The sequence below is a fragment of the Streptomyces sp. NPDC048473 genome (assembly GCF_043200155.1).
GTDB lineage: Bacteria > Actinomycetota > Actinomycetes > Streptomycetales > Streptomycetaceae > Streptomyces.
Genome location: NZ_JBICXE010000009.1, coordinates 46711 through 70798, shown reverse-complemented (window position 1 = coordinate 70798; position 24088 = coordinate 46711). Strand labels below are relative to the sequence as shown.

General features: G+C 68.7%; 22 protein-coding genes. 9 read left to right on the top strand and 13 right to left on the bottom strand.

From position 1 onward, the window contains the following. The first annotated feature begins 16 nt into the window (after window positions 1-16). A complete protein-coding gene (locus ACGFU7_RS17630) occupies window positions 17-2389 on the top strand; it encodes a hypothetical protein (RefSeq protein WP_393696755.1) in 2373 nt (790 codons plus the stop codon). 102 nt (window positions 2390-2491) lie between these two features. On the opposite strand, the gene ACGFU7_RS17625 is transcribed toward ACGFU7_RS17630, so the two are convergent. From ACGFU7_RS17625 to ACGFU7_RS17615, 3 genes are all read right to left on the bottom strand, one after another. Next, window positions 2492-2821 (bottom strand): L-rhamnose mutarotase, encoded by a 330-nt coding sequence (locus ACGFU7_RS17625; RefSeq protein ID WP_393696753.1) that lies wholly within the window; start codon window positions 2819-2821, stop codon window positions 2492-2494. Window positions 2822-2924: 103 nt separating this feature from the next. Beyond that, window positions 2925-3968: an enolase C-terminal domain-like protein gene (locus tag ACGFU7_RS17620; RefSeq protein ID WP_393696751.1), complete on the bottom strand. Its 1044-nt coding sequence runs from the start codon at window positions 3966-3968 to the stop codon at window positions 2925-2927. 30 nt (window positions 3969-3998) lie between these two features. Beyond that, entirely contained in the window at window positions 3999-4787 is a 789-nt protein-coding gene (locus ACGFU7_RS17615; protein WP_393696749.1) for a FadR/GntR family transcriptional regulator, read from the bottom strand. Window positions 4788-5211: 424 nt separating this feature from the next. Here ACGFU7_RS17615 and ACGFU7_RS17610 point away from each other — a divergent pair, with 424 nt between their 5' ends. Next, entirely contained in the window at window positions 5212-6381 is a 1170-nt protein-coding gene (locus ACGFU7_RS17610) for a Gfo/Idh/MocA family protein (RefSeq protein ID WP_393697052.1), read from the top strand. 106 nt (window positions 6382-6487) lie between these two features. Here ACGFU7_RS17610 and ACGFU7_RS17605 read toward each other — a convergent pair whose 3' ends face one another. The 3 genes from ACGFU7_RS17605 to ACGFU7_RS17595 form a co-directional block, all read right to left on the bottom strand. Next, a complete protein-coding gene (locus ACGFU7_RS17605; RefSeq protein ID WP_393696747.1) occupies window positions 6488-8257 on the bottom strand; it encodes a beta-galactosidase family protein in 1770 nt (589 codons plus the stop codon). Window positions 8258-8568: 311 nt separating this feature from the next. After that, window positions 8569-9516 carry an ROK family protein gene (locus tag ACGFU7_RS17600; protein ID WP_393696745.1) on the bottom strand — a complete coding sequence of 316 codons (948 nt, stop codon included), beginning with the start codon at window positions 9514-9516 and terminating at the stop codon, window positions 8569-8571. Next, window positions 9513-11216, bottom strand: coding sequence for a class I mannose-6-phosphate isomerase (locus ACGFU7_RS17595; RefSeq protein ID WP_393696743.1), 1704 nt, complete (start codon window positions 11214-11216; stop codon window positions 9513-9515). The genes ACGFU7_RS17600 and ACGFU7_RS17595 overlap by 4 nt, the downstream gene beginning before the upstream one ends. A 542-nt stretch (window positions 11217-11758) precedes the next feature. Between ACGFU7_RS17595 and ACGFU7_RS17590 the strand changes: the two genes are divergently transcribed. Genes ACGFU7_RS17590 through ACGFU7_RS17580 form a run of 3 tightly spaced genes read left to right on the top strand, consistent with a single transcriptional unit; the run spans window position 11759 to window position 14984 of the window. Next, window positions 11759-13066: an ABC transporter substrate-binding protein gene (locus ACGFU7_RS17590; RefSeq protein ID WP_393696742.1), complete on the top strand. Its 1308-nt coding sequence runs from the start codon at window positions 11759-11761 to the stop codon at window positions 13064-13066. After that, window positions 13063-14079: a carbohydrate ABC transporter permease gene (locus ACGFU7_RS17585; RefSeq protein WP_393696740.1), complete on the top strand. Its 1017-nt coding sequence runs from the start codon at window positions 13063-13065 to the stop codon at window positions 14077-14079. Before ACGFU7_RS17590 ends, ACGFU7_RS17585 begins: the two co-directional genes overlap by 4 nt. After that, window positions 14076-14984, top strand: a complete 909-nt coding sequence (locus ACGFU7_RS17580) for a carbohydrate ABC transporter permease (RefSeq protein ID WP_393696738.1) — start codon at window positions 14076-14078, stop codon at window positions 14982-14984. The genes ACGFU7_RS17585 and ACGFU7_RS17580 overlap by 4 nt, the downstream gene beginning before the upstream one ends. A gap of 72 nt (window positions 14985-15056) precedes the next feature. Here the strand turns inward: ACGFU7_RS17580 and ACGFU7_RS17575 are convergent, their stop codons facing one another. After that, window positions 15057-15380, bottom strand: coding sequence for a hypothetical protein (locus tag ACGFU7_RS17575; RefSeq protein ID WP_393696736.1), 324 nt, complete (start codon window positions 15378-15380; stop codon window positions 15057-15059). A gap of 218 nt (window positions 15381-15598) precedes the next feature. Between ACGFU7_RS17575 and ACGFU7_RS17570 the strand changes: the two genes are divergently transcribed. Then, window positions 15599-15730: a hypothetical protein gene (locus tag ACGFU7_RS17570; RefSeq protein WP_393696734.1), complete on the top strand. Its 132-nt coding sequence runs from the start codon at window positions 15599-15601 to the stop codon at window positions 15728-15730. 270 nt (window positions 15731-16000) lie between these two features. Here ACGFU7_RS17570 and ACGFU7_RS17565 read toward each other — a convergent pair whose 3' ends face one another. The 3 genes from ACGFU7_RS17565 to ACGFU7_RS17555 all read right to left on the bottom strand — a co-directional run bounded on the left by ACGFU7_RS17565 (window position 16001) and on the right by ACGFU7_RS17555 (window position 18709). Then, window positions 16001-17179: an acyl-CoA dehydrogenase family protein gene (locus ACGFU7_RS17565; protein ID WP_393696732.1), complete on the bottom strand. Its 1179-nt coding sequence runs from the start codon at window positions 17177-17179 to the stop codon at window positions 16001-16003. A 102-nt stretch (window positions 17180-17281) separates the two neighbouring features. Next, entirely contained in the window at window positions 17282-18439 is a 1158-nt protein-coding gene (locus tag ACGFU7_RS17560) for a methyltransferase (RefSeq protein ID WP_393696730.1), read from the bottom strand. Window positions 18440-18508: 69 nt separating this feature from the next. Continuing rightward, complete coding sequence (locus tag ACGFU7_RS17555; RefSeq protein ID WP_393696728.1) at window positions 18509-18709, bottom strand: hypothetical protein; 201 nt, start codon at window positions 18707-18709, stop codon at window positions 18509-18511. 250 nt (window positions 18710-18959) lie between these two features. Here ACGFU7_RS17555 and ACGFU7_RS17550 point away from each other — a divergent pair, with 250 nt between their 5' ends. Further along, complete coding sequence (locus tag ACGFU7_RS17550; RefSeq protein WP_393696726.1) at window positions 18960-19784, top strand: endonuclease I family protein; 825 nt, start codon at window positions 18960-18962, stop codon at window positions 19782-19784. A gap of 32 nt (window positions 19785-19816) precedes the next feature. On the opposite strand, the gene glsA is transcribed toward ACGFU7_RS17550, so the two are convergent. From glsA to ACGFU7_RS17535, 3 genes are all read right to left on the bottom strand, one after another. Continuing rightward, window positions 19817-21166 carry a glutaminase A gene (gene glsA, locus ACGFU7_RS17545; protein WP_393696724.1) on the bottom strand — a complete coding sequence of 450 codons (1350 nt, stop codon included), beginning with the start codon at window positions 21164-21166 and terminating at the stop codon, window positions 19817-19819. A gap of 12 nt (window positions 21167-21178) precedes the next feature. Continuing rightward, window positions 21179-21745, bottom strand: coding sequence for a hypothetical protein (locus ACGFU7_RS17540; protein ID WP_393696722.1), 567 nt, complete (start codon window positions 21743-21745; stop codon window positions 21179-21181). Window positions 21746-21862: 117 nt separating this feature from the next. Further along, complete coding sequence (locus ACGFU7_RS17535; protein ID WP_393696720.1) at window positions 21863-22357, bottom strand: DUF1269 domain-containing protein; 495 nt, start codon at window positions 22355-22357, stop codon at window positions 21863-21865. 128 nt (window positions 22358-22485) lie between these two features. On the opposite strand from ACGFU7_RS17535, the gene ACGFU7_RS17530 reads away from it, so the two are divergent. After that, complete coding sequence (locus tag ACGFU7_RS17530) at window positions 22486-23601, top strand: chemotaxis protein (protein ID WP_393696718.1); 1116 nt, start codon at window positions 22486-22488, stop codon at window positions 23599-23601. Window positions 23602-23743: 142 nt separating this feature from the next. Beyond that, entirely contained in the window at window positions 23744-24067 is a 324-nt protein-coding gene (locus ACGFU7_RS17525) for a plasmid stabilization protein (RefSeq protein ID WP_393696716.1), read from the top strand. The last annotated feature ends 21 nt before the right edge of the window (window positions 24068-24088 follow it).

Below are 24088 nucleotides of genomic sequence, written 5' to 3'. Positions count from 1 at the left end.
CGAGGATGGTTACAGAATGCTTGACAGGAGAAACTGTCTTTCTCTGTTGGCGGCCGCTGGAGTCGGAGCGAAGGTCGCTCTCGAACCCACGATCTCACGAGCCCAACCGCTCGACGCAGGGGTTGCCGGAGCCGATGGCCAGGCTGCGGAACTCAGCCGTTCTCTGCGCAAATTGCACGGCTCCCTCCGGGTGTCGATTCGGGAATATGACGGCACGACGCTGCGCCGGGCCCAGGAATTCGACGGCGACCTACTGACAGACGGACCGCGACAGTGGCAGCTGAAGTGGGATGCACGACGGGTGCCCGATCATCACGGATGGGAGGTCACCCTGACCTGCACCCTGGAGAAGGGGGCGGCGGAACAGACCGCAATCTCCGTTGATTTCCCATTCGAGAGCTGGGAGACCGCCAACTATGTGATGATTCCCGGAATCATCTACAACGGCAATCGCTATCGCACCATCGGCAACGGATACAATCCGGACTATCCGGCCGACATGTACTACAACCCACAGACGCCGCTGACGATATCGAACAACCCGCGACTGGCCTCCGATGCCGCCTCGCCCTCACGGATCGAGCTGGCGACGTGCAATACTGCCGCCCCGGCGATGAGCTTCTTCTCACCCAAGTTCGGAAAGGGCTGGATCGTCCTCACCGAGCAAGGAACCCGCCTGGGCAACAGTGGGCTCTCGGTTGAGGAGAGTGCGAGCAGGGAAAGCTGTGAATTCCGCATCTCGGCACCGGTCATGCGCCGGCAGGCGGCCGGTTTCGGCGACTTTCGGCCGAGCGGTGACAGTGCGTCGAACTGGGCCCCCGGTGACGCGGTTTCGATTCGCTTCCAGGTTTTCACCTTCGATGCCGACGGAATTCCGGCAGTCCTGCAAAAATTCATGGATGTGCGAAAGTCGCTCACCGGCCCCACCGCGCCTCGCAACCTGCTTCCGATGAGTAAGCTGGCGGAGCTCGGCACCAACATCTGCCGAGGCAATTTCACAGAGACCAAGGCGGGCCGCTACTACCTTCCAGAAAACTCCAGGCACTTTCAACTGGGTTGGGTGAGCGGAATGATCAACACCTACCCCATGTTGGCTCTGAATGACCCGACGGAACGGGGCAGGGTCTCCGATGAGCTTGACTTCATCTGTTCCCGCATGAAGGGGCAGAGCGGATTTTTCTACGGCTTCATCAGCGAAGATGGTGAGATCCGCTCAGAGAAGGCCCACCCCGACTTTCCGGCGGTGCAGGCGATGGTACGCAAGAACGGAGACGTGCTCTTCTGGCTGATCAAGCATGTGATGCTCCTGAAGGCGCAAGGGCACGGCGACACCATCAAGGAATCCTGGGAACTGGCCGCAGGCGGTCTGGCCGAAGCATTCACCCGGACCTGGCGAAAGCACGGAGAATTCGGTCAGTACATCGTCCCCGAAACAGGCGACATCGCCGTGTACAACTCGACGGCCGGCGCCATCGCTCCGGCCGGGCTCGCCCTGGCGGCTGAATACTTCCACCGTCCGGACTGGTTGGCCGCGGCCGAGGAAGCAGCCGAATTCTACTATGAGCGCGACATCAAGTCCCGTGGATTCACCAGCGGAGCATGCGCGGATATTTCACAGGATGCGGACTCCGAAACAGCGTTTGGCCTCCTGGAGTCATTCATGGCGCTGTACCAGTACACCGGAAAGAAGAGATGGATGAATCGCGCGAAGGTCCAGGCCGCTCTGTGCTCGTCCTGGACTCTTGCGTACGATCCGCTGTTTCCGGCAGGCAGTGATATCGCGCGGCTGGAGGGAAGGATGGCCGGCGCCGTTTGGGCAAGCAGCCAGAACAAACATGCCGCGCCCGGTGTCTGTACGTCCTCCGCCGACCACCTGTTCAAGCTGTATCGAGCTACTGGGGACAAGAAGTACGCCGAACTCATCAGCGATATCCAGCATGCCCACGCCGAGGCCGTCAACATGCCAGGACACATAACCACCGACTACCTCATCGGTTCGAGCATGGAGCGGATCCAGCCCAGCGATGCCGAGGGCAAGGATGCCGTCGGTGATTTCATCAGGACGAGAAACTCCTGGACCGAGACCAATGGTGTCTTGATGGCACTCGAACTTCCCGGAATCTACGTCCGGCCCGGGGAAGGAATTCTCATTCCCTTTGATCATGTCGAGGCCGAGCATGTCAGTGAGAGCCGTCAGGCAGCCGTAGTCCGCTTGACCAACAACACGGCCTACGCGGCATGGGTGTCGGTACTGGCGGAAACGGCCCGCCAAGCGGCCCGCCCCCTTGGGTACACGGCGTTCCTCGACTGGCCGCAGGTCGAAGTCCCGGCGGGTGGGTCGGTCACCGTGCGGATCACGAGGAAAGGCAAGGTCGCACGTCAAGCCTGATCCGACTGAGCCTGTCCCCGTCTACGGTCTGTGACCCGCGGCAGGCAAGCGGTGGAGGGGCGGACGCAGCTGCGTCCGCCCCTCCACCGCTTGCCCCTGATGTCACTTGAGATGGAAGACCTCTTCGGCGGGTGCCCACCACTCGCCGTCGCCGACACTGTCCAGTGGCTGCTGGCAGGGGTCGGTACGGGCCCACCAGTCCCGGGTGACCGGGCACTCGGCGATGAGTGCGGTGTCGGCCGCGTAGTCCTCGCCGGTGTACTCGAGGTAGCTGAAGAGCAGCCCGTCACGCAGGAAGATCGAGTAGTTGCCGATGTGGGCGCGCTTGAGGGTCGCGAGGACCTCGGGCCAGGCCGCCGCGTGCAAGGCGCGGTATTCCGCCTCGAGTTCCCCACGCAGGCGTATTACCGAGGCGTAGCGTTGCACGGGCATGGTGTGACTCCTTATCCACGAAGCGCTGAGGCGTTGAGACGTTGAAACCTGAGACATCGTCAAGGATGTTCCGGGGCCGCCCTGTTGGCTCGATCAGAAGTCGTCACCAGCCCGGTTGATCGAAGCCGATGCCGGGCGCCGACGGCGCCCGCACCAGCCCGTCGGCACCGACCGCCGGCTCGCGCTGTACGGGGTTGGTGTAGACGAGGGACTCGTAGTAGGTGGTGTTGGGGATCGCCATGCACAGGTGGGCGTTGACCACTCCGCTGCCGTGCACCTCGGCTCGCAGGTTGTAGCTCTCGGCCAGGTGCGCGATGCGCAGGGCTCCGGTGATCCCGCCTTTGAGCTGCGCGCTGGTGCGGACCCGGCTCGCCGCGCCCGCCATGATGAAGTCACCAGCGTTGAAATGCGCGCCGTCGGAGGTCTCCGCGACCAGCAGCGGAATGCCGACCTGTTCGGCCAGCCACCGGTGGGCGGTCACGCTGAACTCGCGCATCGGCTCCTCGTACCACAGGTAGTCCGCCTCGGACAGTGCGCGGCCGAGGTACACCGAGTCCGCGAGGTCGAACCCGGCCGAGCCGTCGTACATGAGCGGGACGTCGTCACCGACGTGGGCCCGCAGCTTCTGGCACAGGTCCGCGTCGGCTCGCGGGTCTCCCCACGCGTGCAGCTTGATGGCGGAGTAGCCGAGCTCCAGACACTGGTCGGCCACATCGAGGTACTCCTCGACGCTGCCGAAGGTGACCGTGCTCGCGTAGGCGGGGATGGCCTCGCGGTAGGGGCCGAGCAGCCGGTGGACCGGCTGCCCGGCCGCGAGGCCGGCCAGGTCCCACAGCGCTACGTCGACCAGGCCGAGCGCGTAGATGGGGAGCTCCTCTATGCGGTCCAGCTCCCACAGGCGGTGCCACAGCAGCTCGCGCATCAGCGGGTCGCGGCCGAGCAGGTCCTCACGTATACGGCGGTTCACCAGATCGGCGACGATCAGCCCACGTCTCGTGTGCGCCTCGCCCACCAGGCCTTCGTCCGTGTGGACCCGCAGGATCCCGCCCACGACCGCCGGCTCCGATCCGGGCAGCCCTGCCCGCCACCGGAAGGGCGGCTGAGCGGGCAGATCGACCAGTTCCACAGTCACGTCGGTGATTCGCATGGGTGTCCTTCATGGGTGGTGGTGTGGGGTTCAGGCGTTGGGGTGGCCCGGGGCGATGCGGTGCCGGATCTCTCGCTGGAACTGGTGGGTGGTCCGGTCGATGTGGTGGGCCATGAGGGTGTGCGCGTGCGTGGGTTCGCCGGTGGCGACGGCGTGGGCGATGGCTTCGTGCTGGGCGGCGGCGTCGCGCAGGGAGCCGCCCGCGAGGCCGGCCAGTCCTATGGCGGTGACCTGGTGTTGCAGGCGACGCAGAGTGTCGATGGTGGCGGCGAAGAAGGCGTTGTTGGTGGCTGTGGCGATGGCGGTGTGGAAGGTGTCGTCGGCGTGGCTGAAGGCGTCGATGTCGTCTTGCCGGGCGGCCCGGGTGGACTGGTGGGCGGCCGCGCGGACGGCTTTGACCTGGGCGGGGGTGGCGCGTTCGGCGGCCAGGCGGGCGGTGGTGGTTTCCAAGTGGCGCCGGAATTCGAAGAGTTCGTCGACCTGACGCAGATCGGCGGGCAGGAAATGGGTCAGGGAGTGCTGCCAGGAGGACTGGTCGGGCTGGGCGACGTAGATGCCGCGGCCCTTGTGTACGGACAGCCGGCCCAGCGCGGAAAGGATCTTCACCGCCTCGCGGACCACGGTCCGGCTCATCCCCACCCGGTCGGCCAGGTCCTGCTCGGTGGGCAGCCGGGCGCCGGGCCCCAGGCCGGCCAGGACGAGGTACTCGAGGATGCGTTCGGCCGCGACCTCGTAGCCGGGACGGTAACCGGGACGGTAACCGGCCCCGTCGCCCGGGGGTTGTGGCGCGGGTGCGGTGCTGCGGGCTGCGCGGGTCAACGGCGCTCCCCTTTCACGTCGATCCACTTCTCCGTCGATCCATGTCACGGCGGTCCGGACAGTACGGCGGTCCACGTCGGGCGTGAGCTCGCCGAGCGACGCAGAGACGCGCCATTTGCGATATGTTTCTGATACATCAGCCAATCCGGGGTCAGTGAATCACATTCAAACTCTTGACGCCAGGATCCGGTGAGCTCAGACTCGTTCCGTCCCGCACCGGCCGCCTCACCCCACCTCTCACCGGGGCAGCATCCTTCTCCGCCCGGCCGCAGCGCCCCCGAGAGCGCGGCCGCCCTGGCGGTCGGCACCATCCCGACCCCCTCAGAATCAAGACAATCTCACCATGCAACCGGACATGTTCCAGATCTATCGTCCGGTCATCCTCGCCCTGCTGGGGTCGAAACCTTCTGAAAGGGCAAGCACCTTGGACGACATCAGGCTCGGCGTCATCGGCCTGGGTAATCGCAGCGACCTGGCCGATCTGGCCCACCAGCCCGGATCGGGCTCACTGGTGGCCGCCGCCTGCGACCGCGACCGACAGTTGCTGACGCGCGCCGAACAGCGATTCGGCACCCAGGTGCGGACCGCCGCGGATCACCATGAGCTGCTCGACGCGGGACTCGACGGCGTGCTGGTGCTGACTCCGGACCACACGCACGAGGGGATCGGCCTGGACTTCCTTCAGGCTGGTGTACCAGTGTTCCTGGACAAACCGATGGCAATCACCACCGAGGGGTGTGACCGGCTGCTCGCGGCAGCTCACCGGCATCGGACCCCGCTGTACGTGGGCCACAATATGCGCCACATGCCGGTCGTGGTGGCCATGCGTGAACTGATCGTCAAGGGGGCGATCGGCGAGGTCAAGGTCATCTGGTGCCGCCATTTCGTCGGCCACGGCGGGGACTTCTACTTCAAGGACTGGCACGCGGACCGACGCCTCACCACCGGCCTGCTGCTGCAGAAGGGCGCGCACGACATTGATGTCATCCATTGGCTGGCCGGCGGCTACACCCGGCGGGTGAACGCCATGGGCGGGCTGACGGTCTACGGGGACATCGACTCACACCGCGACCGCAGCGGGGAGCGGATGACCGAGTGGCTGTCGACGGAGAACTGGCCGCCACTCAGCCAGACCGGTCTCCACCCGGTGGTGGACGTGGAGGACCTGAGCATGATGCAGATGCAGCTGGACAACGGAGTTTTCGCGAGCTACCAGCAGTGCCACTACACCCCCGACTACTGGCGCAACTACACGGTGATCGGCACCGAGGGGCGCCTGGAGAACTTCGGCGACTCGGAGGGAGCGGAGGTCCACGTGTGGAACCGCCGCTCCGACGGCCGCGCCGAGGCCGATCTGGTGGTGCCCGTGCACACACCGACCGGCACGCACGGGGGCGCCGATCCCGTGCTGATGGCGGAATTCCTGCGGTTCGTGCGGGACGGCGGAGCCACCGTCACCTCGCCCGTTGCGGCCCGCGAAGCGGTGGCGGCCGGCTACGCGGCCACCATGTCGTTGCGGGACGGCGGCCGGGCCGTCGAGGTCGCGGCCCCGGACCGGGACCTGGCCGCGTACTTCGGGCACGGCCAGAGCTGATTCGGGCAGGCGGAAGCCGGCGGGATCCCGTCGGCCCTCCGGGACTCGCTTCAGGTGGCTCCGGTCCGGAAGGAATACGGACCGGAGCCACTTGGCAGTCCGGAGGTCAGTCGGTCGGGCCCAGATCCGGGGCGTCGCAGAGCTCGATCCGCTCGCCCGGCCGGTGCAGTTCCAGGATCACGAGTTCATTTCGGCCGGCCCGCCACACCGGGGCAGGGGCGTACAGGGTGCGCTGGGGTCCGCGGTCCCAGTAACGGCCGAGGGCGAAGCCGTTCAGCCACGCCTGGCCCTTGGTCCAGCCCGGCAGGGCCAGGAAACCGTCGGCCGGTTCCGGTACCTCCAGCGTCGCACGGTGAAAGGCCGGGCCCTCGACCTGTTCGGCGGCCCCGAACCGCAGGCCTGCCAGATCGGTCAGCGGGAGGGGGCGGATCTCCCAGTCGAACTGGTACTGGCCGTCGATGCGGACGCCGCCGCTGATGCCCTTGCGATCCTCCAGCAAGGGGCCGTAGTTGATCCGTCCCATGTTCTCCACCAGCAGGTCGAGTTCGGCACCGGTGTCGGGGACGTTGATCGGCAGCGCGTCGAGCGACCCTGTCCGCTCCAGGACGCCCAGCGGCACTCCGTCGAGGAACACCTGAGCCCGGTCCGCGAGGCCGTGCACGCGCAGGGTCGAGTCGGGGAAGGAGCCACGGAGCCACGTGCGGTAGTGGATCAGCCCCAGTGACTGGCCCAGCACCTCCATCGGTTCCGGTGAGAGCCGCTGCCGAGGAGTGGAGAGCACGTCGAGGCAGTCCGCCAGCGCCACCGCACCGTTCGGCCGTACCGTCTGCGGGGCGAGCCGGTCCGGTGTCGCGGGTATCGCGTACGGGATCGGGCCACGGTGCCGCTCGATCACCGCGCGGAACGCGTGGAACTTCTCGGTCAGCTCTCCGGCCTCACCGACCGGAGCGTCATAGTCGTAACTGGTGCAGGTGGGCTGGTAGTCGGTCTCGTTGTGGTTGGCTCCGTTCCACCATCCGAAGTTCGTGCCGCCGTGGCCCATGTAGAGGTTGACCGAAGCGCCCTGAGCCAGCATCCGGTCCAGCTCCCCGGCGGCCTCGTCCGCGTTCCGTACGTGGTGGTGCTCGCCCCAGTGGTCGAACCAGCCGTGCCAGTACTCGGAGCACATCAGCGGGCCGGTCGGCTGGTAGCGGCGCAAGGTCGCCAGTGACTCCTCGGGCTGTGAGCCGAAGGTCGCGGTCGCCAGGGTGCCGGGCAGCATGCCCCCGCGCAGTACGCCGTCAGTGGCTCCGTCGGCGGTGAACAGCGGGCAGTCCACGCCGCGTCGGATCAGACCTTGCCGCAGATGGTCGAGGTAGGGGGTGTCATGGCCGTAACTGCCGTACTCGTTCTCGATCTGGACGGCGATCACCGGCCCGCCCCGGCCGGCGAGCAGGGGGCGCAGGACTGGGATCAGCTGGTCGAACCAGGCGTCCACGGCGGCCAGATAGCGGTCGTCGGTGCGGCGCAGCCGCAGCCCGGGGTCGGCCAGCAGCCATGCGGGGAGGCCGCCGAACTCCCACTCGGCGCAGATGTAGGGGCCGGGTCGCACGATCACGTCCAGGTCGAGCCGGGCGGCGGTGCGCAGGAAGCGGGCGACATCTGCCTGTCCGGAGAAGTCGGTCTGCCCGGGAGCCGGCTGGTGCAGATTCCAGGCGATGTAGGTCTCGACGGTGTTGACGCCCATGGCGCGCAGCCGCAGCAGCCGGTCCTCCCACAGTTCGGGGTGGACACGGAAGTAGTGGATGGCGGCGGAGACGATCTGGTGGGGGCGTCCGGCGCGCAGGAAGCCGCGCACGGTCACGGTCAGTTCGGCGGTGGAACGGGGAGGTGTCACAGCTGTTCCCAGGGGGTCGGGGGTGTGGATCGAGGAGGCCTCGTCGGGGGATCCGCTCTGCGCAATCCCCGGAAGAAGGCGGAAAGGGGTCCGGCCGACGTGCGCGAAGTGGTGCCGGCCGTACAGCGGGAAGCCGCTCAGCGTCGTGCCGCCGCCCGCTGGACGGTGGCCGGGGCCCGAGAGGCATGCGGGGCGAGGCCGGCGGCGTGCTGATGCGCCGCCGGTGAGGATGTGACGAGGGCACCGAGGTGAGACCTTTCTTCTCGTCCTTCACCCGGCTTCCTCCGGGTCCCGCACGTGCCGGGTCGGTGTCAGCGGGAGTCTCCGAGCGGCGCGGTACGGTCGCCCGGCCGCCCGCGCTCCCCGGCCAGGTAGGCCGCGCCGAGCAGCGGGGCCTCGTCCGGCCGGTGCGCCGGGGTGATGACGACGCGTCGGTTGCGGACCGGATCGGCCTCGGCGAGCCCTGAGCGCAGCGGTTCGGCCAGGAGATCCCAGGCCCCCGCGATGGCGCCCCCGACCACCAGAACCGTCGGTTCGAAGGCGGCGAGCAGTGGCCCGAGCACCCTTCCCAGGGCACGGAACGACTCGGTGAACACCTCCGCCGCGGCCCGGTCCCCCTGCCGCGCCCGCCGGGCGATCTCCCGGACGTCGGGCGGCGCCGCGCCGGTCGCCCGTGCGTAGGCCCGCCGCAGGGCACACCGGGACACCGTCTCCTCCAGGGGTCCGCCCGCGTACCGCAGGTTGTGGACCCAGCCTTCGGGAGGGATCCCGGGGCCGTGCCGCAGTATCCGGCCGTCGCGCAGGAAGCAGGAACCCACACCGGTCCCGAGCGTGATACCGGCGACGGTGCGGTGCCCGCGCGCCGCCCCGGCCCACCACTCGCCGAGCACGAACGCGTCCGCGTCGTTGCAGAAGCTGAGCGCGGTGGCGCCGGGCAGTGATGCTGTCAGGGCGGCCCGCAGATCGACCCCCCGCAGGGCTTCGAACTTGCCGACCCCTTCGAACCGCCCGATCCCATGCTCGTAGTCGAACGGACCGGGCAGTGCCACGGCCCATGGGCCCGCGCCGAGGCCGGACAGCCGGTCGGCGCAACGGACGAGGGCCGACAGGATCTCCTCGGCACTGCCGTTACTGTCCACCGCCTCACGGAACGAGCGGCCGGACCGGAGGCTGCGGGCGCGGATGTCGACACCGGCCGCGGTCACATGGGTGCCGCCGACCTCGAGGACCGAGATGGTGGCCTCGTCGGCGGGGCTCACCGCACCAGCGCCTTCACATAGCGCACCGGTCCCCCGCCGAGGGCCCACACCCGGTAGGCGCCGACCGCGGCGGGCACGGTCAGTGTCTCGGCGTACGCCAGCACATGGCGGTGGCCGCCACTGGTCTCCAGGAGGATTCCGTCGCCCTCCACGACGTTGAGGACGTGGAAGCGGTGGTCCGTGTCGTCGTCCGCGACGGTGTCCGGCGCCAGTGCGATCCGCCGGACCTCGAAGAACATCTCCGGGAGGCGGCCGATGACGTCCTCGTGCCAGCCGTCGCCCGAGCGCAGGGTGCGCGGCGTGGGGACCAGGTCCCTGGCCACGGCTTCCCCCGACCGGTCCGGGTCCAGGTTTTCGAACGCGTGGCCGACGTGGACCGGCCGCTGCCTGCCTTCGCTGTCCTTGCGCAGCCAGTCGTAGAGGCGAAGGCTGTACAGGTACGGCGTCGCGCTGATCTCGAGTACGACATTGCCCTCGCCGCTGCCGTGCGGGGTGCCGCCCGGGATGAGGAAGATCTGGTGCGGATCGGCCGGGAAGGTCTGGACGTACTGTTCGATGTCGAACGGCACGCCGTCGTGGAACGCCCGGTCCGCCTCGTGTCGGAAGGCCGCGAGGTCGGCGTCCTGGCGCAGCCCCAGGAACACCTGCCGGCCGGGCCCGCCGAGCATCATGTAGTAGGTCTCGTGCTGGGTGTACGGCCATCCGAATACGCGGCGCATGTAGTCCGACTGCGGGTGGCAGTGGACGGAGAGGTTGCCACCGCCGACGGTGTCGAGGTAGTCGAAGCGGATCGGGAACGAGGTGCCGAACCTCGCGTGTACGTCGTCGCCGAGGATCGCCTCGGGGTGCGAGGCGACCAGTGCCTGCAGGGGCACCTCGACCCGCGGACCGTCCGGCGTACCCACCAGAATCCCGCTCTCGGGAGCGATGAGCTCATAGCCCAGCGCGGTGTTGGCCCCCTCCTGGTTGAAGCCGAGCTGCTCCTGGGCCCAATGTCCGCCCCAGGAAGTGGTGTTGAAGGTGGGGCGGGTACGGAAGGGCCGCCTGGCCAGATCTGCGAGGGCTGCGCGCAGGGCGGCGCCCTCCAGCCAGGACGGGGCCTGCGCGTCCTGGGTGTCCAGCCACAGGTCGACGCCGGATACGAGGGTGTCGCGGTGCCGGTCGAGGACGGGCCAGTCGATGTAGAAGAGCCGACGGGTCGTGCCCGCCCCGGTACCGGCGGGCTGCCCCAGGTTGCGGCCGGTCCCGCCGGTGATCTGGGCCTCGGCGTACCGCTTGGGCAGGTCCGCGTACCAGAGCCGGTCGTGCGGCACCAGGGCCGCGCCCGGTCCGAAGACGACCGTTACGGTGTCGTCGGCGGCCCCGGGCTCCGGCAGCCCGGTGAAGAAGTCGGCGAGCCCGGCCCGGGACAGCGGGGCGAAGTCCGGGTCGTCCTCCAGTACCGCGGAGGCGGTCAGGGCGAGGACGTCCGGCCAGGGCGCGAAGTGCTCGCGCAGGTCGGTCTGTTTGGTCGCGACGGCACGGGCGGCCAGCGCCTCACAGATCCCGGCGGCAACCGCCTCCCAGTCCACGGCCGCCGTGCCGTCGACGGCGAGGACAAGACCCGGGGCGAGTCCGGCGACCGCCTCCCGGTACCCGGCGCCCACCTCTGCGGAGATGCTGTAACACGGTTCGGCTTCATAGCCGCGAACTTCCGACATGACGGTGTCAGCCTTTCTGTCTTTCGGTAGGGCTTGCTGATCGTGCGGCTCAGGCCGCTCCTGCGACGAGGGCCGGGAGCACCGCACTCGGCGTGATGCCGGGTCCAAGCGGCGCAGGCGCCGACCGCGCCATGATCGGGACGGTCGGAGGGCGACGGCGACCGGGTCGCCGTCGCCCTCCGGTCCGCTCAGCCTCCCCATGGCGCTCCAGCCGCCGGTCCGGTCGCGGCCTGGTGTCCGACGGTGGGATCACGGCCGACGCGGCGATGAAGGCAGGCTCGCAGCCGCTTCAATGTCCATCTGATATTTCTGAGCTACGGACCTCCACAGCTGGAATGTATCCGATCTATGGTCTTGACGTCACGGAGCACCCCACAAATACTGAGCTTCGCCTCGCGATGGATACAAGTACCGGACCTCAGCGCCTCGGGAAACTACAGCCCCACCCCTCGACCTTCGAGGGCAGCACCAGGCTCCTCACGTTCAACGTGCCCAAGAATCTGAGTAATTTCCAGTTCTTCGCAACGGGAAGGTGCACATAAATGCTTGCTAAGTTGGCCGCGCGCTCCAGAAGGCGGGTCGTACTCGGGAGTTTGTCCGCGGCCGCCCTGGTCCTGACAGCGGCGGCGTGCGGAGGGAGCGGCGACGACAAGGCCGCCGGCGGCACCGTCCACCTGGAGTTCTGGGGCTGGGCCCCTGGCTACGACAAGTCGGCCGAGCTGTTCAACGCCACCCACAAGAACATCAAGGTCACCTTCAAGAAGCTGCCGTCCGGTGGCCAGGGCGGCTACGACAAGATGCTCTCGGCGGTGAAGGCGGGCAACGCCCCCTGTCTGGCGCAGATCGGCTTCGAGTCCATACCCACGTTCCTGCTCGAGGGCGCCCTGGAGGACGTCTCCCAGGAGGCCGGTGCCGCGAAGGACAAGTTCGTTCCGTGGACGTGGAACCAGGTCACCGTCGCGGGCAGAACCTACGGCATCCCGGTCGACACGGGCCCGATGGCCATGTACTACCGCAAGGACGTCTTCAAGAAGTACGGCATCTCGGTGCCGACGACCTGGGACGAGTACACCAAGGCGGCCGAGAAGCTGCACAAGGCCGACCCCGAGGCCCACATCGTGAACCTGCGGGCGATCACCCTGTCCGGCCTGGCCTGGCAGAAGGGCGCCAAGTGGTTCGGCACCGAGGGCGACGCGTGGCACGTCGGCGTCAACGACGACCAGTCCCGTCAACTCGCCGACCACTGGCAGCAGTTGGTGGACAAGAAGCTGGTGGCCACGGACCAGGGCTACAGCCCCGCGTGGTGGAGCGGCCTGCAGTCCGGCAAGGTGGCCACGGCGATCGGCGCGGTCTGGCTGAACCCGCTGATCGCCCAGAATGCCCCCAAGGCCAAAGGCAAGTTCGCCGTCGCCCCGATGCCGCAGTGGACCGCCGGGGAGAAAAAGTTCGGCAACGACGGCGGCGGCAGCACGGCCCTGCTCAAGGGCTGTCAGCACAAGGACGAAGCAGTCGAGTTCGCCACCTGGATGAGCACCGACCCCGACAGCCTCAAGAATCTGATCACGAAGACCGGCATCTACCCGGCCGCCACCGCCGGACTTGAGCTGCCCGAAGTGAACAAGGGCGTGGACTACTACGGCGGCCAGAACATCTACAAGGTGTTCGGCGAAGCCGCCCAGCACACGGACACGAACTGGCAGTGGGGTCCCACGCAGTCGCAGTTCGGTGTCGATCTGGACGAGGCGACCGCCAACGCCTACGCCGGTTCCGGCACTCTGTTCGACGCGCTCAACAACGTACAGAAGAAGACGCTCGCGGCGATCAAGTCGAAGGGCGTGAAGGTCAGATGACCCGCGATGTGGACTCCCCGACAGTGCCGGTCGCGGACCGGACGGCGCCGTCGGGCGGGCACGGACGGGACCGGTTCGCCGGTGCCCCGGGCCGGGAGCGGCGGCCGTCGCGCGGCCGCTCCGGCAGCAGGCTCGCCGCCCGGCGCAACCGCTCCGCCGCCGTGCTGCTCGCCCCGTTCGGCGTCCTGTTCCTGGCCGTGTTCGTCATCCCGATCGGGTACGCCGTCCATCAGAGCCTGTTCCGGGTGGAGCGCTCCGGGCTCGGCTTCGGGGCGCCGCGCACCGTCTTCGCCGGCCTGGACAACTACACGCGGGTGCTCACCGACAGCACGTTTCTGAAGGGCGTGGGCAGGGTCCTGGTCTTCGGCCTCGTCCAGGTGCCGGTGATGCTGGGGCTCGCCCTGCTCCTCGCCCTGCTCCTCGACTCGCAAGTGGCACGGTTCAAGCGCTTCTTCCGCGTGGCGTACTTCCTGCCGTTCGCGATCCCCGGTGTGATCGCGGCGGTGCTGTGGGCCTTCCTCTACATGCCCGGCATCAGTCCGTTGAACGACGTCGGCAGGAGCATCGGCGTAGACGTCGACTTCCTCTCCCACAACGTGATCCTCTTCTCGATCGGCAACATCGTCACCTGGTCCTGGACCGGCTACAACATGCTGATCATCTACACCTCGCTGCAGTCGGTCCCCAAGGAGCTGTACGAGGCCGCCGAGCTGGACGGATGCTCCGGATTCCGGATCGCCTGGCACATCAAGGTGCCGCTGGTGCGCCCGGCCCTCACCCTGACCGGCGTCTTCTCCATCATCGGCACGCTGCAGCTGTTCGGCGAACCGATGGTGCTGCGCCCCATGACCGCCACGATCAGCAGCAACTACACCCCGGTGATGCTCTCCTACCAGGCTGCCTTCGGCCTCAACGACTACAACTTCGCCGCGGCTGTCGCGGTGGTCCTGGCCCTTGCCACATTCGCCCTGTCCTACGGCTTCCTGCGCCTGAGCACACGAGGATCGCGATGAGCACGCAGCCCGCACCCCGACACCGCGGGTCCGACCCCGGGCGGGCGGCGCCGCCCGCCCGCCGTCGCGGCACCTCGGCCGCCCGACTGAGCACCACCGTGCTGCTGTTCGCGATCGCGGGCTACTTCCTGCTGCCGATCTGGTGGCTGATCGTCTCGGCGACGAAATCCAACGGCGACCTGTTCGGCAGCAACGGCTTCTGGTTCGGCTCGCACTTCCACCTCGCCGACAACCTCACGAAGGTCTTCCGGCACAGCGACGGCGTCTTCGGCCGCTGGCTCCTCAACAGCCTTCTGTACTGCGGGGCCGGGGCCCTGGTGGCGACCCTGTTCGCCGCGATGGCCGGATACGCCCTGGCCAAATATCCCTTCAAAGGCCGGGAGGGTGTCTTCGCCGTGATCCTCGGCGCGGTGCTCATCCCCCCGCCGCTGCTCGCCCTCCCGCTGTATCTGCTCGCCTCGTCGACCGGCCTCGTCAACACGTACTGGTCGGTGCTGATCCCGAGCGCCGTCACCCCCTTCGGGGTCTACCTCGCCCGCGTCTACGCCGAAGCCTCCGTGCCCGACGAACTCACCGACGCCGCCCGGGTCGACGGCGCGGGAGAACTCCGGATCTTCTTCACCATCGCCCTGCGGCTGATGTCGCCCGCGCTGGTCACCATCTGCCTGTTCCAGTTCGTGGGGATCTGGAACAACTTCTTCCTGCCACTGATGATGCTCGCCGACGACTCACGCTGGCCGCTCACCCTGGGGCTCTACTTCTGGAACAGCCAGCTTCGGGACCAGCCCTGGTACGACATCGTCGTCACGGGCTCCCTGGTGTCGGTGGTCCCCCTCTGTATCGCCTTCCTCGCCCTCCAGAGGTTCTGGCGCTCGGGGCTGTCCGCCGGAAGCCTCAAGAGCTGACGCGCGGACAGTTCCGTGCTGATCAGCTTTGGCGCGTGTTGCGGGCTTCTCTCAGCAGGTGAGGGCAGTGGCTCACCCGAGGAAGGCGTGGAAGTGGGAGCCGGATCGCTCGTACCGGATGGTGAGGCGCCGGCGGCCGAAGAGCCGGGCGATGGACCGCTCGGTCCTCCAGCGGTGCCGGCCGAGCTGTTCGCCGGACTCGATGCCCGGCCGTGCGATGCGTGGGACGACTCCCCGCTCGCGCGGCCAGGCCAGGTGTTCGGCGGAGAAGTCCGTCTTGTCCGCGCGGAGTTTGGCCGGGCTTCGTCGACGGTTTCCGCGTCGGGAACGGATGGCGGGTATGCCGCGGACCGACGGCTTGAGGGCGAGGCTCTCGTGCATGTTGGCGCCGGTCATGGCGACGCTGAGCAGGACGCCCTGAAGCTCGGCCAGCAGATGCAGTCCGCTGCCCTGCTTGCCGCGAGCGACCGGGGGGCGGCCCGGTCAGCGAACGCCCTCTTTCGCCCGCTCCGAGGCGGCGTCAACGATCGCATATGTCCAGTCGAGCTCAGCCTGGCCGCCGAGTTCGTCCAGGACCGCCCGGTTCGATCCGCGCCACAGCCCCGCCTTGGCCCATGAGGTGCGCCGTCGCAGGCGACATCCCGGACGTCTCCAGCAGGGGCCGCCAGGCACCCCCGCTGGTCGGCATGTACACCACCGCCGTGAATCCGACCCGCTCGTCCAGCAGCGCGGTTCCGCCGCCCTGAGGGCGGGAGTTGAACGACGACAGCAACGGAACGCCAAGTTCCGACAGACCGTCAGGAACCAGCCGCCGCGACAGATCGGCACCCCCGAAGAGACGTCGTGCCGCAGCTCACACCACCACGTGGGGCATCCCCTCAGTCCGAACCTTCGTGGTGCCCTGCCGTGGTCGCGGCACGTCCTTCCCGTCGGAGCCGGCATCCCGATGACTGCGGGCTGCAGCCGGTGCCAACCATGCCTCTCCTGTGCCAACTATGAATCCTCGTCACATGCGCTCACCGCCGTACGCGCGGCATCCCCAGACCGATCCACGAGATGATCTCCCGCTGGATCTCATTGTTGCCGCCGCCGAAGGTGAAGATGACCGCGGACCGGTATCCGCGTTCGAGCTCGCCGTGCAGTACGGCGCCCGCCGACCCTTCCTTCAGCGGTCCCGCCGAGCCGACGACCTCCATCAGCCAGGCGTAGGCGTCGCGGCGTGCCTCGGAGCCGTAGACCTTGACGGCCGAGGCGTCCTGCGGAGTGAGTGTTCCGTTCTGGACCGCGGACACCATCTGCCAGTTGAGGAGCTTCATGGCGTCGAGCCGGGTGTGGGTGCGGGCCAGGAGGGAGCGGACCCAGCCGAGGTCGATGACGCGGCGGCCGTCGGTGAGCTTGGTGTCCGCCGCCCAGCGCTGGACGTTGTGGAGGGCGCGGATGGCCATGGTGCCGTGAGCGGCGAGGGTGACCCGTTCATGGTTGAGCTGGTTGGTGATGAGCCGCCAGCCCTTGTTCTCGTCGCCGACGCGGCGGGAGACGGGGACGCGGATGTTCTCGTAGTAGCTGGCGGTGGTGTCGTGCGAGGCGAGGGTGTTGATGATGGTGCAGGAGTAGCCGGGGTCGCTCGTCGGGACGAGGAGCATGGTGATGCCCTTGTGGGGCGGGGCGTCCGGGTCGGTGCGGACGGCGAGCCAGACCCAGTCGGCGGTGTCGCCGTTGGTCGTCCAGATCTTCTGCCCGTTGACGGCATACTCGTCGCCGTCGCGCACGGCCCGGGTCTTGAGCGCGGCGAGGTCGGTGCCCGCGTCGGGCTCGCTGTATCCGATCGCGAAGTCGATCTCACCGGCGAGGACCTTCGGCAGGAAATAGGCCTTCTGTTCGTCGGTGCCGAACTGCATGATCGTCGGACCGACGGTGTTGAGGGCCATCAACGGCAGCGGTACGCCCGCCTGGGCGGCCTCGTCGAAGAAGATGAACTGTTCCATCGGGGACAGGCCGCGTCCGCCGTACTCCGTCGGCCAGCCGACGCCGAGCCAGCCGTCGGTACCGAGGCGCCGGATCGTCTCTCGGTAGAAGTTCTTCTGGGCAGCGGGGTCGGCGTAGCGCGCGTAGGCGTTGTCGGGGACCAGTGCGGCGAAGTACGTACGCAGCTCGGCGCGCAACTGCTGCTGTTCAGGCGTGTATTCGAGGTGCACGGCCCCTCCAGGAGTCTCGCGGTCGCGTCGCCCGTGTGCGGCGGCGCACACAGTAGAACGTGTTACAAGAATCCGGAAGGGCCAGGGCGTCTCCGGCGGGCGTCAGCGCTTGACGGCGCGCAGGACGACGAACTTCGGGTCGCCCGCGACCGTGGTGCAGTTGCCGAAGGTCCGGCGCAGCTGGGTGTGGTAGCCGAGGTGCCGGTTGCCGACGACCCACAGCTCGCCGCCCGGCCGCAGTGCGGCGCGCGCCCCGTGGAACATATTGCGGGCCGTCGCGTCGGTGGTGGCCTGGTGGGAGTGGAACGGCGGGTTGTTGAGCACCAGGTCCACACTGCCGGGCGGCAGCTGTGCCGGGCCGTCGCCGACCACGAAGTCGGCCTTGGCGTCCGGGCCGGTGTTGGCCCGGAAGGTCTCCTTCGCGGAGGCGACCGCCTGGTACGACTCGTCGATGAAGGTGACCGTCGCTTCGGGGTTGGCGAGCGCGGCGGACAGTCCGACGACGCCGTTTCCGCAGCCGAGGTCGACGACCCGGTCCGGGCCGCTGCGCGCGGGGAGATGGCCGAGGAAGAAGCGGGTGCCGATGTCGAGGCGCTCGGCGCAGAAGATCCCGGCATGGTTGGTGACCGTCCGGCCGGAGACCGGACCGACACCCTCGGGCAGCTCGTAGCGGTACGGCCAGGGGCTGGGCGTACGGGCCAGGGCCGGGTCCGGGGTGCAGAAGATGAGCCGGGCCTTCTTGACCGCGAGGGAGGTGCGGGTCGGGCCGATGATCCGCTCGAAGAGTTTGAGGGTGGAGGTGTGGATCTCCTTGACCATGCCGGTGCCGATGACGACGGTGCCCGCGTGGACGGCCGGTGCGAGCCGGTGGAGCTGGTCCTCCAGGAGCGCGAGGCTCTTCGGGACGCGTACCAGCAGGACGTCGATACGGTCCGGCGGTGCGTCCCTGGCCGACAGGAGGCGTACGGCATCCGCATCCACGCCGTTGCGGTCCAGATTCGCCAGGGTCGCGCGCTGCGCCAGGTAGGAGTCGGTGATCTGTACGGGGCGGTACCCGGCCAGCACCGTGCTCAGGGCGCCCCAGCGGTCGCCCACCACGACCACGGCGCCCGACAGGTCGACCGGTTCCGACTCGTCGGTCCCCTCCAGCCGCCGCAGCAGATACTCATCGGCAGCGTCCCAGGCGCGGAACGGGTCGCGCGGGTCCTCGGGGAAGCGGGCCAGCTCGTACCCGGCCCCTGACGTCGTCAAACGGTTCATTGTGCACCCAGGCTAGCCGAACCGCGGGGAGCGCCCACGCACTCCCCGCGTCGGCCGCCGGGCCACGCGCTACGGCAGCGTCTTGTCGATCGCCGCCCGGCCCTCCCGGGCGAGCCTGCGCTCCGCCCACTGAAGATTCTTCGGAGTCAGGTCCCGCCCGGAAGCGAGCACCAGGTCCTCTGCCGACGGATTGTCGCTCCCGCCGGTGTGCAAGAGGCTGTCGGGAGTCACTCCCCGGCCTGCGTATACGGATTCGGACTCGTCGCTCATGCCGCCTCCTCGTCCTTTCGGTCATTCTCGCCCCGCGCCCGGCCCTCCGCATCCGATGCCTCCCCATCCGCTCCCGGCGACACGGACAAGGCCTCACTTGACCTGCACATGATAGGTACACAGCGTTCACACCATGGTCACGGTGCGTGTGGAAGGCTCCCGCTGACCACGTACCACACGACCACCGCGGCGCCGCCCCCCACCTTGTGACGGCTTCGTGGTGCCCGCATTTTCGGAGAGGACACCCCACATGTCCCGTCGTCACCTTCATTACCGGCGCCCCCTGCTGGCGACCCTCGCCGCGTTCGCGGTACTCGCAGGCACCGCGGCCGCCGCACCGGCCGCCACACCCCAGGCCGCGCCGGTCGCCGCGACACCGCTCGGCGCTCTCGACGACACGTACTACCAGGACGCGCTCGGCAAGTCCGGAACCGCGCTCAAGAGCGCACTGCACACCATCATCAGCAGCCAGACCAAGATCTCCTACAGCCAGGTCTGGGACGCTCTCAAGGACACGGACGAGGACCCCGCCAACCCCTCGAACGTGATCCTCCTCTACTCCGGACGCTCCGAGCCCAAGAGCGACAACGGCGGCTCTGTCGGCCAGTGGAACCGCGAGCACGTCTGGGCCAAGTCCCACGGCGACTTCGGCACCGCCACCGGCCCCGGCACCGACATCCACCATCTGCGCCCGGAGGATGTCACCGTCAATTCCATCCGCGGAAACAAGGACTTCGACAACGGCGGCAGCGCGGTCAGCGGCGCACCGGGCAGCTACACCGACAGCGACTCCTTCGAACCGCGCGACGCGGTCAAGGGCGATGTGGCCCGCATGATCCTCTACATGGCGGTGCGCTACGAGGGCGACGACGCCTTCCCCGACCTCGAACCCAACGACAGCGTGTCCAACGGCTCCGCACCGAACATCGGCCGCCTTTCGGTACTGAAGGCGTGGAGCCAGGAGGACCCGCCGGACACCTTCGAGAAGCGGCGCAACGACGTCATATTCGACCAGTACCAGCACAACCGGAACCCGTTTATCGATCACCCGGAATGGGTCGAGTCCATCTGGTAGACGCGCGGGCCCGGGCGGGCTCCTGTCGCATTTCAGTCGGCCAGGCCGCTCGCACTCCAGGCCACGGCCTCCTCACGGGAGGCGAAGGCCCGAAGGGCCGTGTGTTCGTCCTGCTCCCCGGCGCCGGGGAGCAGGACGAGGTGGCCCGCCGGGTCGGCCACTGCGGTACGCACGCCGCCTTCCACGAGCCGGCCGAGTCCGCTCTGCAGCACCGCCCGGGCCACCGAGTCGATATCGGTCACCTGCCGCAGATCCAGCACCGCGGCCCCCGTCTCCTGCGGTCGCGCCTCGTCCAGGGCGTACAGAACCCGCTCGGCCGCGGTGAAGTCGAGGGCGCCCTGGGCGGCGACGACCGCGACCCGTTCGCGCCGGGCGCGCTCCCGCGGCCCGGCCTGGGCGGACGGCAGATCGTCGGCGGTGGTGACCAGGGTGACGGTGGACCCGGCCAGCGCCGGATTGTGCATCAGATGCAGTCCGAGCCGCTCCGACAGGGCCCCGAGCGCGGCGCGCCCCCGTACGGAGGTGCCGGTCGGATCCAGCAGCGGGCTGTACGTCGCCAGACCGAACCTGGCGGGGCCCGAGGCGATCAGTCCGCCGGACACACCGCTCTTCGCCGGCAGCCCCACCCGTAGCAGCCAGTCGCCCGAGGCGTCGTACATGCCGCAGGTCGCCATCACGGCCAGCACCTGGGCCGCGACCGGCTCCGGGACCACTTCGACGCCGGTGAGCGGGTTGACGCCGCCGTGTGCGAGGGTCGCGGCCATCGCGGCGAGGTCGAGCGTGGTGACCCGTACCGCGCACTGTCTGAAGTACGTCTCCACTGCCGCCACCGGGTCGACGGGCAGCGGGCCGGCGCTGCGGATCAGATAGGCGAGAGCGCGGTTCCGGTCGCCGGTGACGGACTCGGAGGCGTACACCTGCTCGTCGACATCCAGCTGCCGTCCGGCGAACCGGCTCAGGCAGTCGAGGATGCGGTCGAATCTGGGGGCGTCGGGGGTGTCCGGGATCAGCGCGGTGGTGACGATGGCGCCCGCGTTGACCATGGCGTTGTCGGGCCGCCCCGTGACCGGTTCCAGGCTGATGGCGTTGAACGCCTCGCCGCTGGGCTCGGCGTTCACCCAGCGGCCCACCTCGTCGAGCCCGAGGACGGTCAGGGCCAGGGCGTAGACGAACGGTTTCGACACGGACTGCATGGTGAACGGGGCGTCGGCGTCACCGGTGCTGTAGCGGTGGCCGTCCATGCTGATCAGCGCCAGTCCGAACGCATCCGGGTCGGCCAGCGCCAGTTGCGGAATGTAGCCCGCGAGTTGGCCGCCTTGCAGCCCGGCGAACCGCGCGTGCAGTTCGCCCAGGGCATCGGTGACGGCTTCGGCGGCGCTCACCCGGCCCGGCCGTCAGCTGCGCTCGGCCTGGGCGATCCGGGGAAACGTCTTGACTCCGGCCGCCTTTCGGCTGTTGGCGTGCTGGCTGACGGTCCGGCCGGGCGGGACGTCCGCGAAGCCGACCACCACGGAGTCGAGCACCTTCCCGGACGAGTCGACGAACTCCACCTTGACGGCGTAGAAGGCGGCCTTGTCCGTGCGGTTGGTGACCCGGACGAGGGCGCTGCGGAACTGCTCGGATGTCACGACCGGCAGCCCCGTCACCGAGACGTCCTTGACCGCGTTGCCCCGCCCCCGGACGCCTTCGAGCTGCTTGGCGGCCTGCTGGCGGTTGCGCTCGGCAGCTGCGGAGACCGAGGCCGCGAATTCCTGCTGGGTACGCGGACTGGCGCTCGCGGACCGGGTCATGGCCGGTTCCGGGGACACCGTACGGGTGCTCCTGGCCGTGCCCTGCGAGGAGGTGTCGGAACCGCCGCAGGCGGCGGTACCGGCGATGATCACCGCGGCCAGCACGGCTGGGGTCAGGTTGTGGGCTGCGCGGCCGCCGAGGGCTTGCCGCAAGGGGCTGGTCGGGTTCACGGACGCTCCGTCTGCTCGGAAGGGCGTAAGGGAGATGGAGAGGCAGGAAGAGATGAGGAAATGGGGGTGAGGCAGAGACAGTGCGGGGAACCCGGAACGCCGGGCTCCCCCGGTCGGTCAGGCCGCGTCCTCGCCGAAGATCTCGCGCAGCCGCGCCTCGCTCTGCATGTCCAGGTTGCTGTGGAGCAGTTCGGCGCCGCCGTCGGGCAGCGCGTCGCCGATCCGGTCGGGCACCTCGTTCACAGTCAGCAGGAAAAGGGCCGAAGTCCCGGGCGTCACCTTCTCCTTGACCTCGGCGATGAAGTCGTCGTCGATGCCGACATCGGCCAGCTTGCCGCCCAGTGCCCCGGCCGCCGCGCCGATCGCGGCGCCCAGCAGCGGCATCAGGAAGATCAGCCCGAAGAGCATTCCCCAGAACGTGCCGCTCAGTGCGCCGGCACCGACGAGGTTGATCAACTGCTTGGTCCTGGGCTTCGCCCGGTCGGCGGGCCAGCTCACCACGGCCGCGTCGAGGATCTTGATCAGCCCCTCCTTCTGAAGGGACTTGAGCGTCGTCTCCACGTTCTCCGCGCCCTCGGCCGACTGGAACTTCCACACGGTGAGCGTGGACATCGCACGTACCTCCTGAGACCGATAACAAAGAACTCGCCCATATTATGATCAAAAGGTATGAATTGACTCGTCGAATTCACCCGCTTCAGTAGGGAGCGGATGACGGCCGAAGCCCCTGGGAGAGAACGATGGATACGGATGCCCTGACCGCCGGCCTGTTGCAGGAACTGCGGGCGGCCAAGCCCTATCCGGCCCTGTCCCTGAGCATGCCGACGCACCGCCGCGCTCCGGACAATGCCCAGGACGCCGTTCGGCTGCGCAACCTGGTGGCCGAGGCCGCCAGCCGGCTGGAAGCGGATCCCGCCGTCGCGCGCGAGGCCCGGACCGCTCTCAAGAAGCAGCTCGACCGCGCGGTCACCGAGGTGGACCCCCGCCGGGCCCTGGACGCCCTGGTCGTCCTCGTCACCGCCGACGAGCACCAGATCTGGCAGCTGCCACGTACCGCACCCGAACGGGTGGTGCTCAGCGACACCTACCTGACCCGTAACCTGGTCGCCGCGAAGGCCCAGGCCCAGCCGTTCTGGGCACTCACCGTGTCGGCCGACCACGCCGCTCTGTGGAGCGGCACGGCGGACGTTCTGCTCGAGAAGCGGACCGGCGGGTTCCCGCTGACGGCTCCGCGGGAGGCGCCCAACCCGCAGCGCGAGGAGCGGATCGGCGACACGCCGAGCACCTTCAGTGACGAGGAGACGCGCAACTTCCTGCGCACCGTCGACGAGAAGCTGCGCGCGGTACTGGTCACGGACCCGCGCCCGCTGTATCTGGTCGGCCTCGCCCCCGCGCTCGCTCTGCTGGACGAGGTCGGCGAGAGCGCCAAGTCGGCCGTGGGCCGGGTCGCCAAGGGTGCACCTGCCGACTTGACACCGAGCGGCCTGCTCAAGGAGCTGAGGCCGGCGCTCGACGAGCGGCAGCAGCGGTTCGCGGCGGAGATCGACGGCACGCTGGACGAAGCGCGCGGCCGCCGTGCCTTCGCCGGTGGTCTCGACGAGGTGTGGGCCGCGGTACGGGAGGGCCGCGCCGGACTGGTCGCGGTGGAGGAGCACTTCCAGCAGACGGTACGGGTGTCGGACGAGCACCTCGAACCGGTGAGCGGCGAAGCCGCGGACCTCACGGACGGCTCCGTCCGTGAGGACATCGTGGACGAGCTCGTCGAGGCGGCGCTGGACAGCGGCACCGACGTGGTCTTCCTCGCGGACGACTCGCTCGTGGAGCACGGACGGATCGCGGCGGCTCTGCGGTACTGAACAGTCCGGCAACACGCCGTACGCCGCATCGGGTGCGCGGCAGGCGTGCGGGCCCCGAGGGCCGCTGGGACACTGGGGAGGGGCCCGATCGAGCCCCGGGCCGAGTCCCGGGGCAGATCCCAGGGAGAGGAGTGACCGCACCATGCCACGCGGATCCAACGCCAAACGGGAACGGCAGTACGAACACATCAAGGAGAGCGCGCAGGAGCGCGGGGTCAGCGAGGACCGGGCCGAGGAGATCGCGGCCCGTACGGTCAACAAGGAGCGCGCCCGCGCCGGCGAGTCGAGGACCGCGAGCCGTACCTCCATCGAGGACATGTCGTCCTCGCGGCGCGGCGGTCTGCGCTCCCACAGCGGAGCCGAGGGGCCCACGCGCGACCAGCTCTACGAAGAGGCGAAGAAGAAGAACGTCCACGGACGGTCGCACATGACGAAGGCCCAGCTGGCACAGGCGGTCGGCCGCTGAGCCCACATCACAAGGGACCGG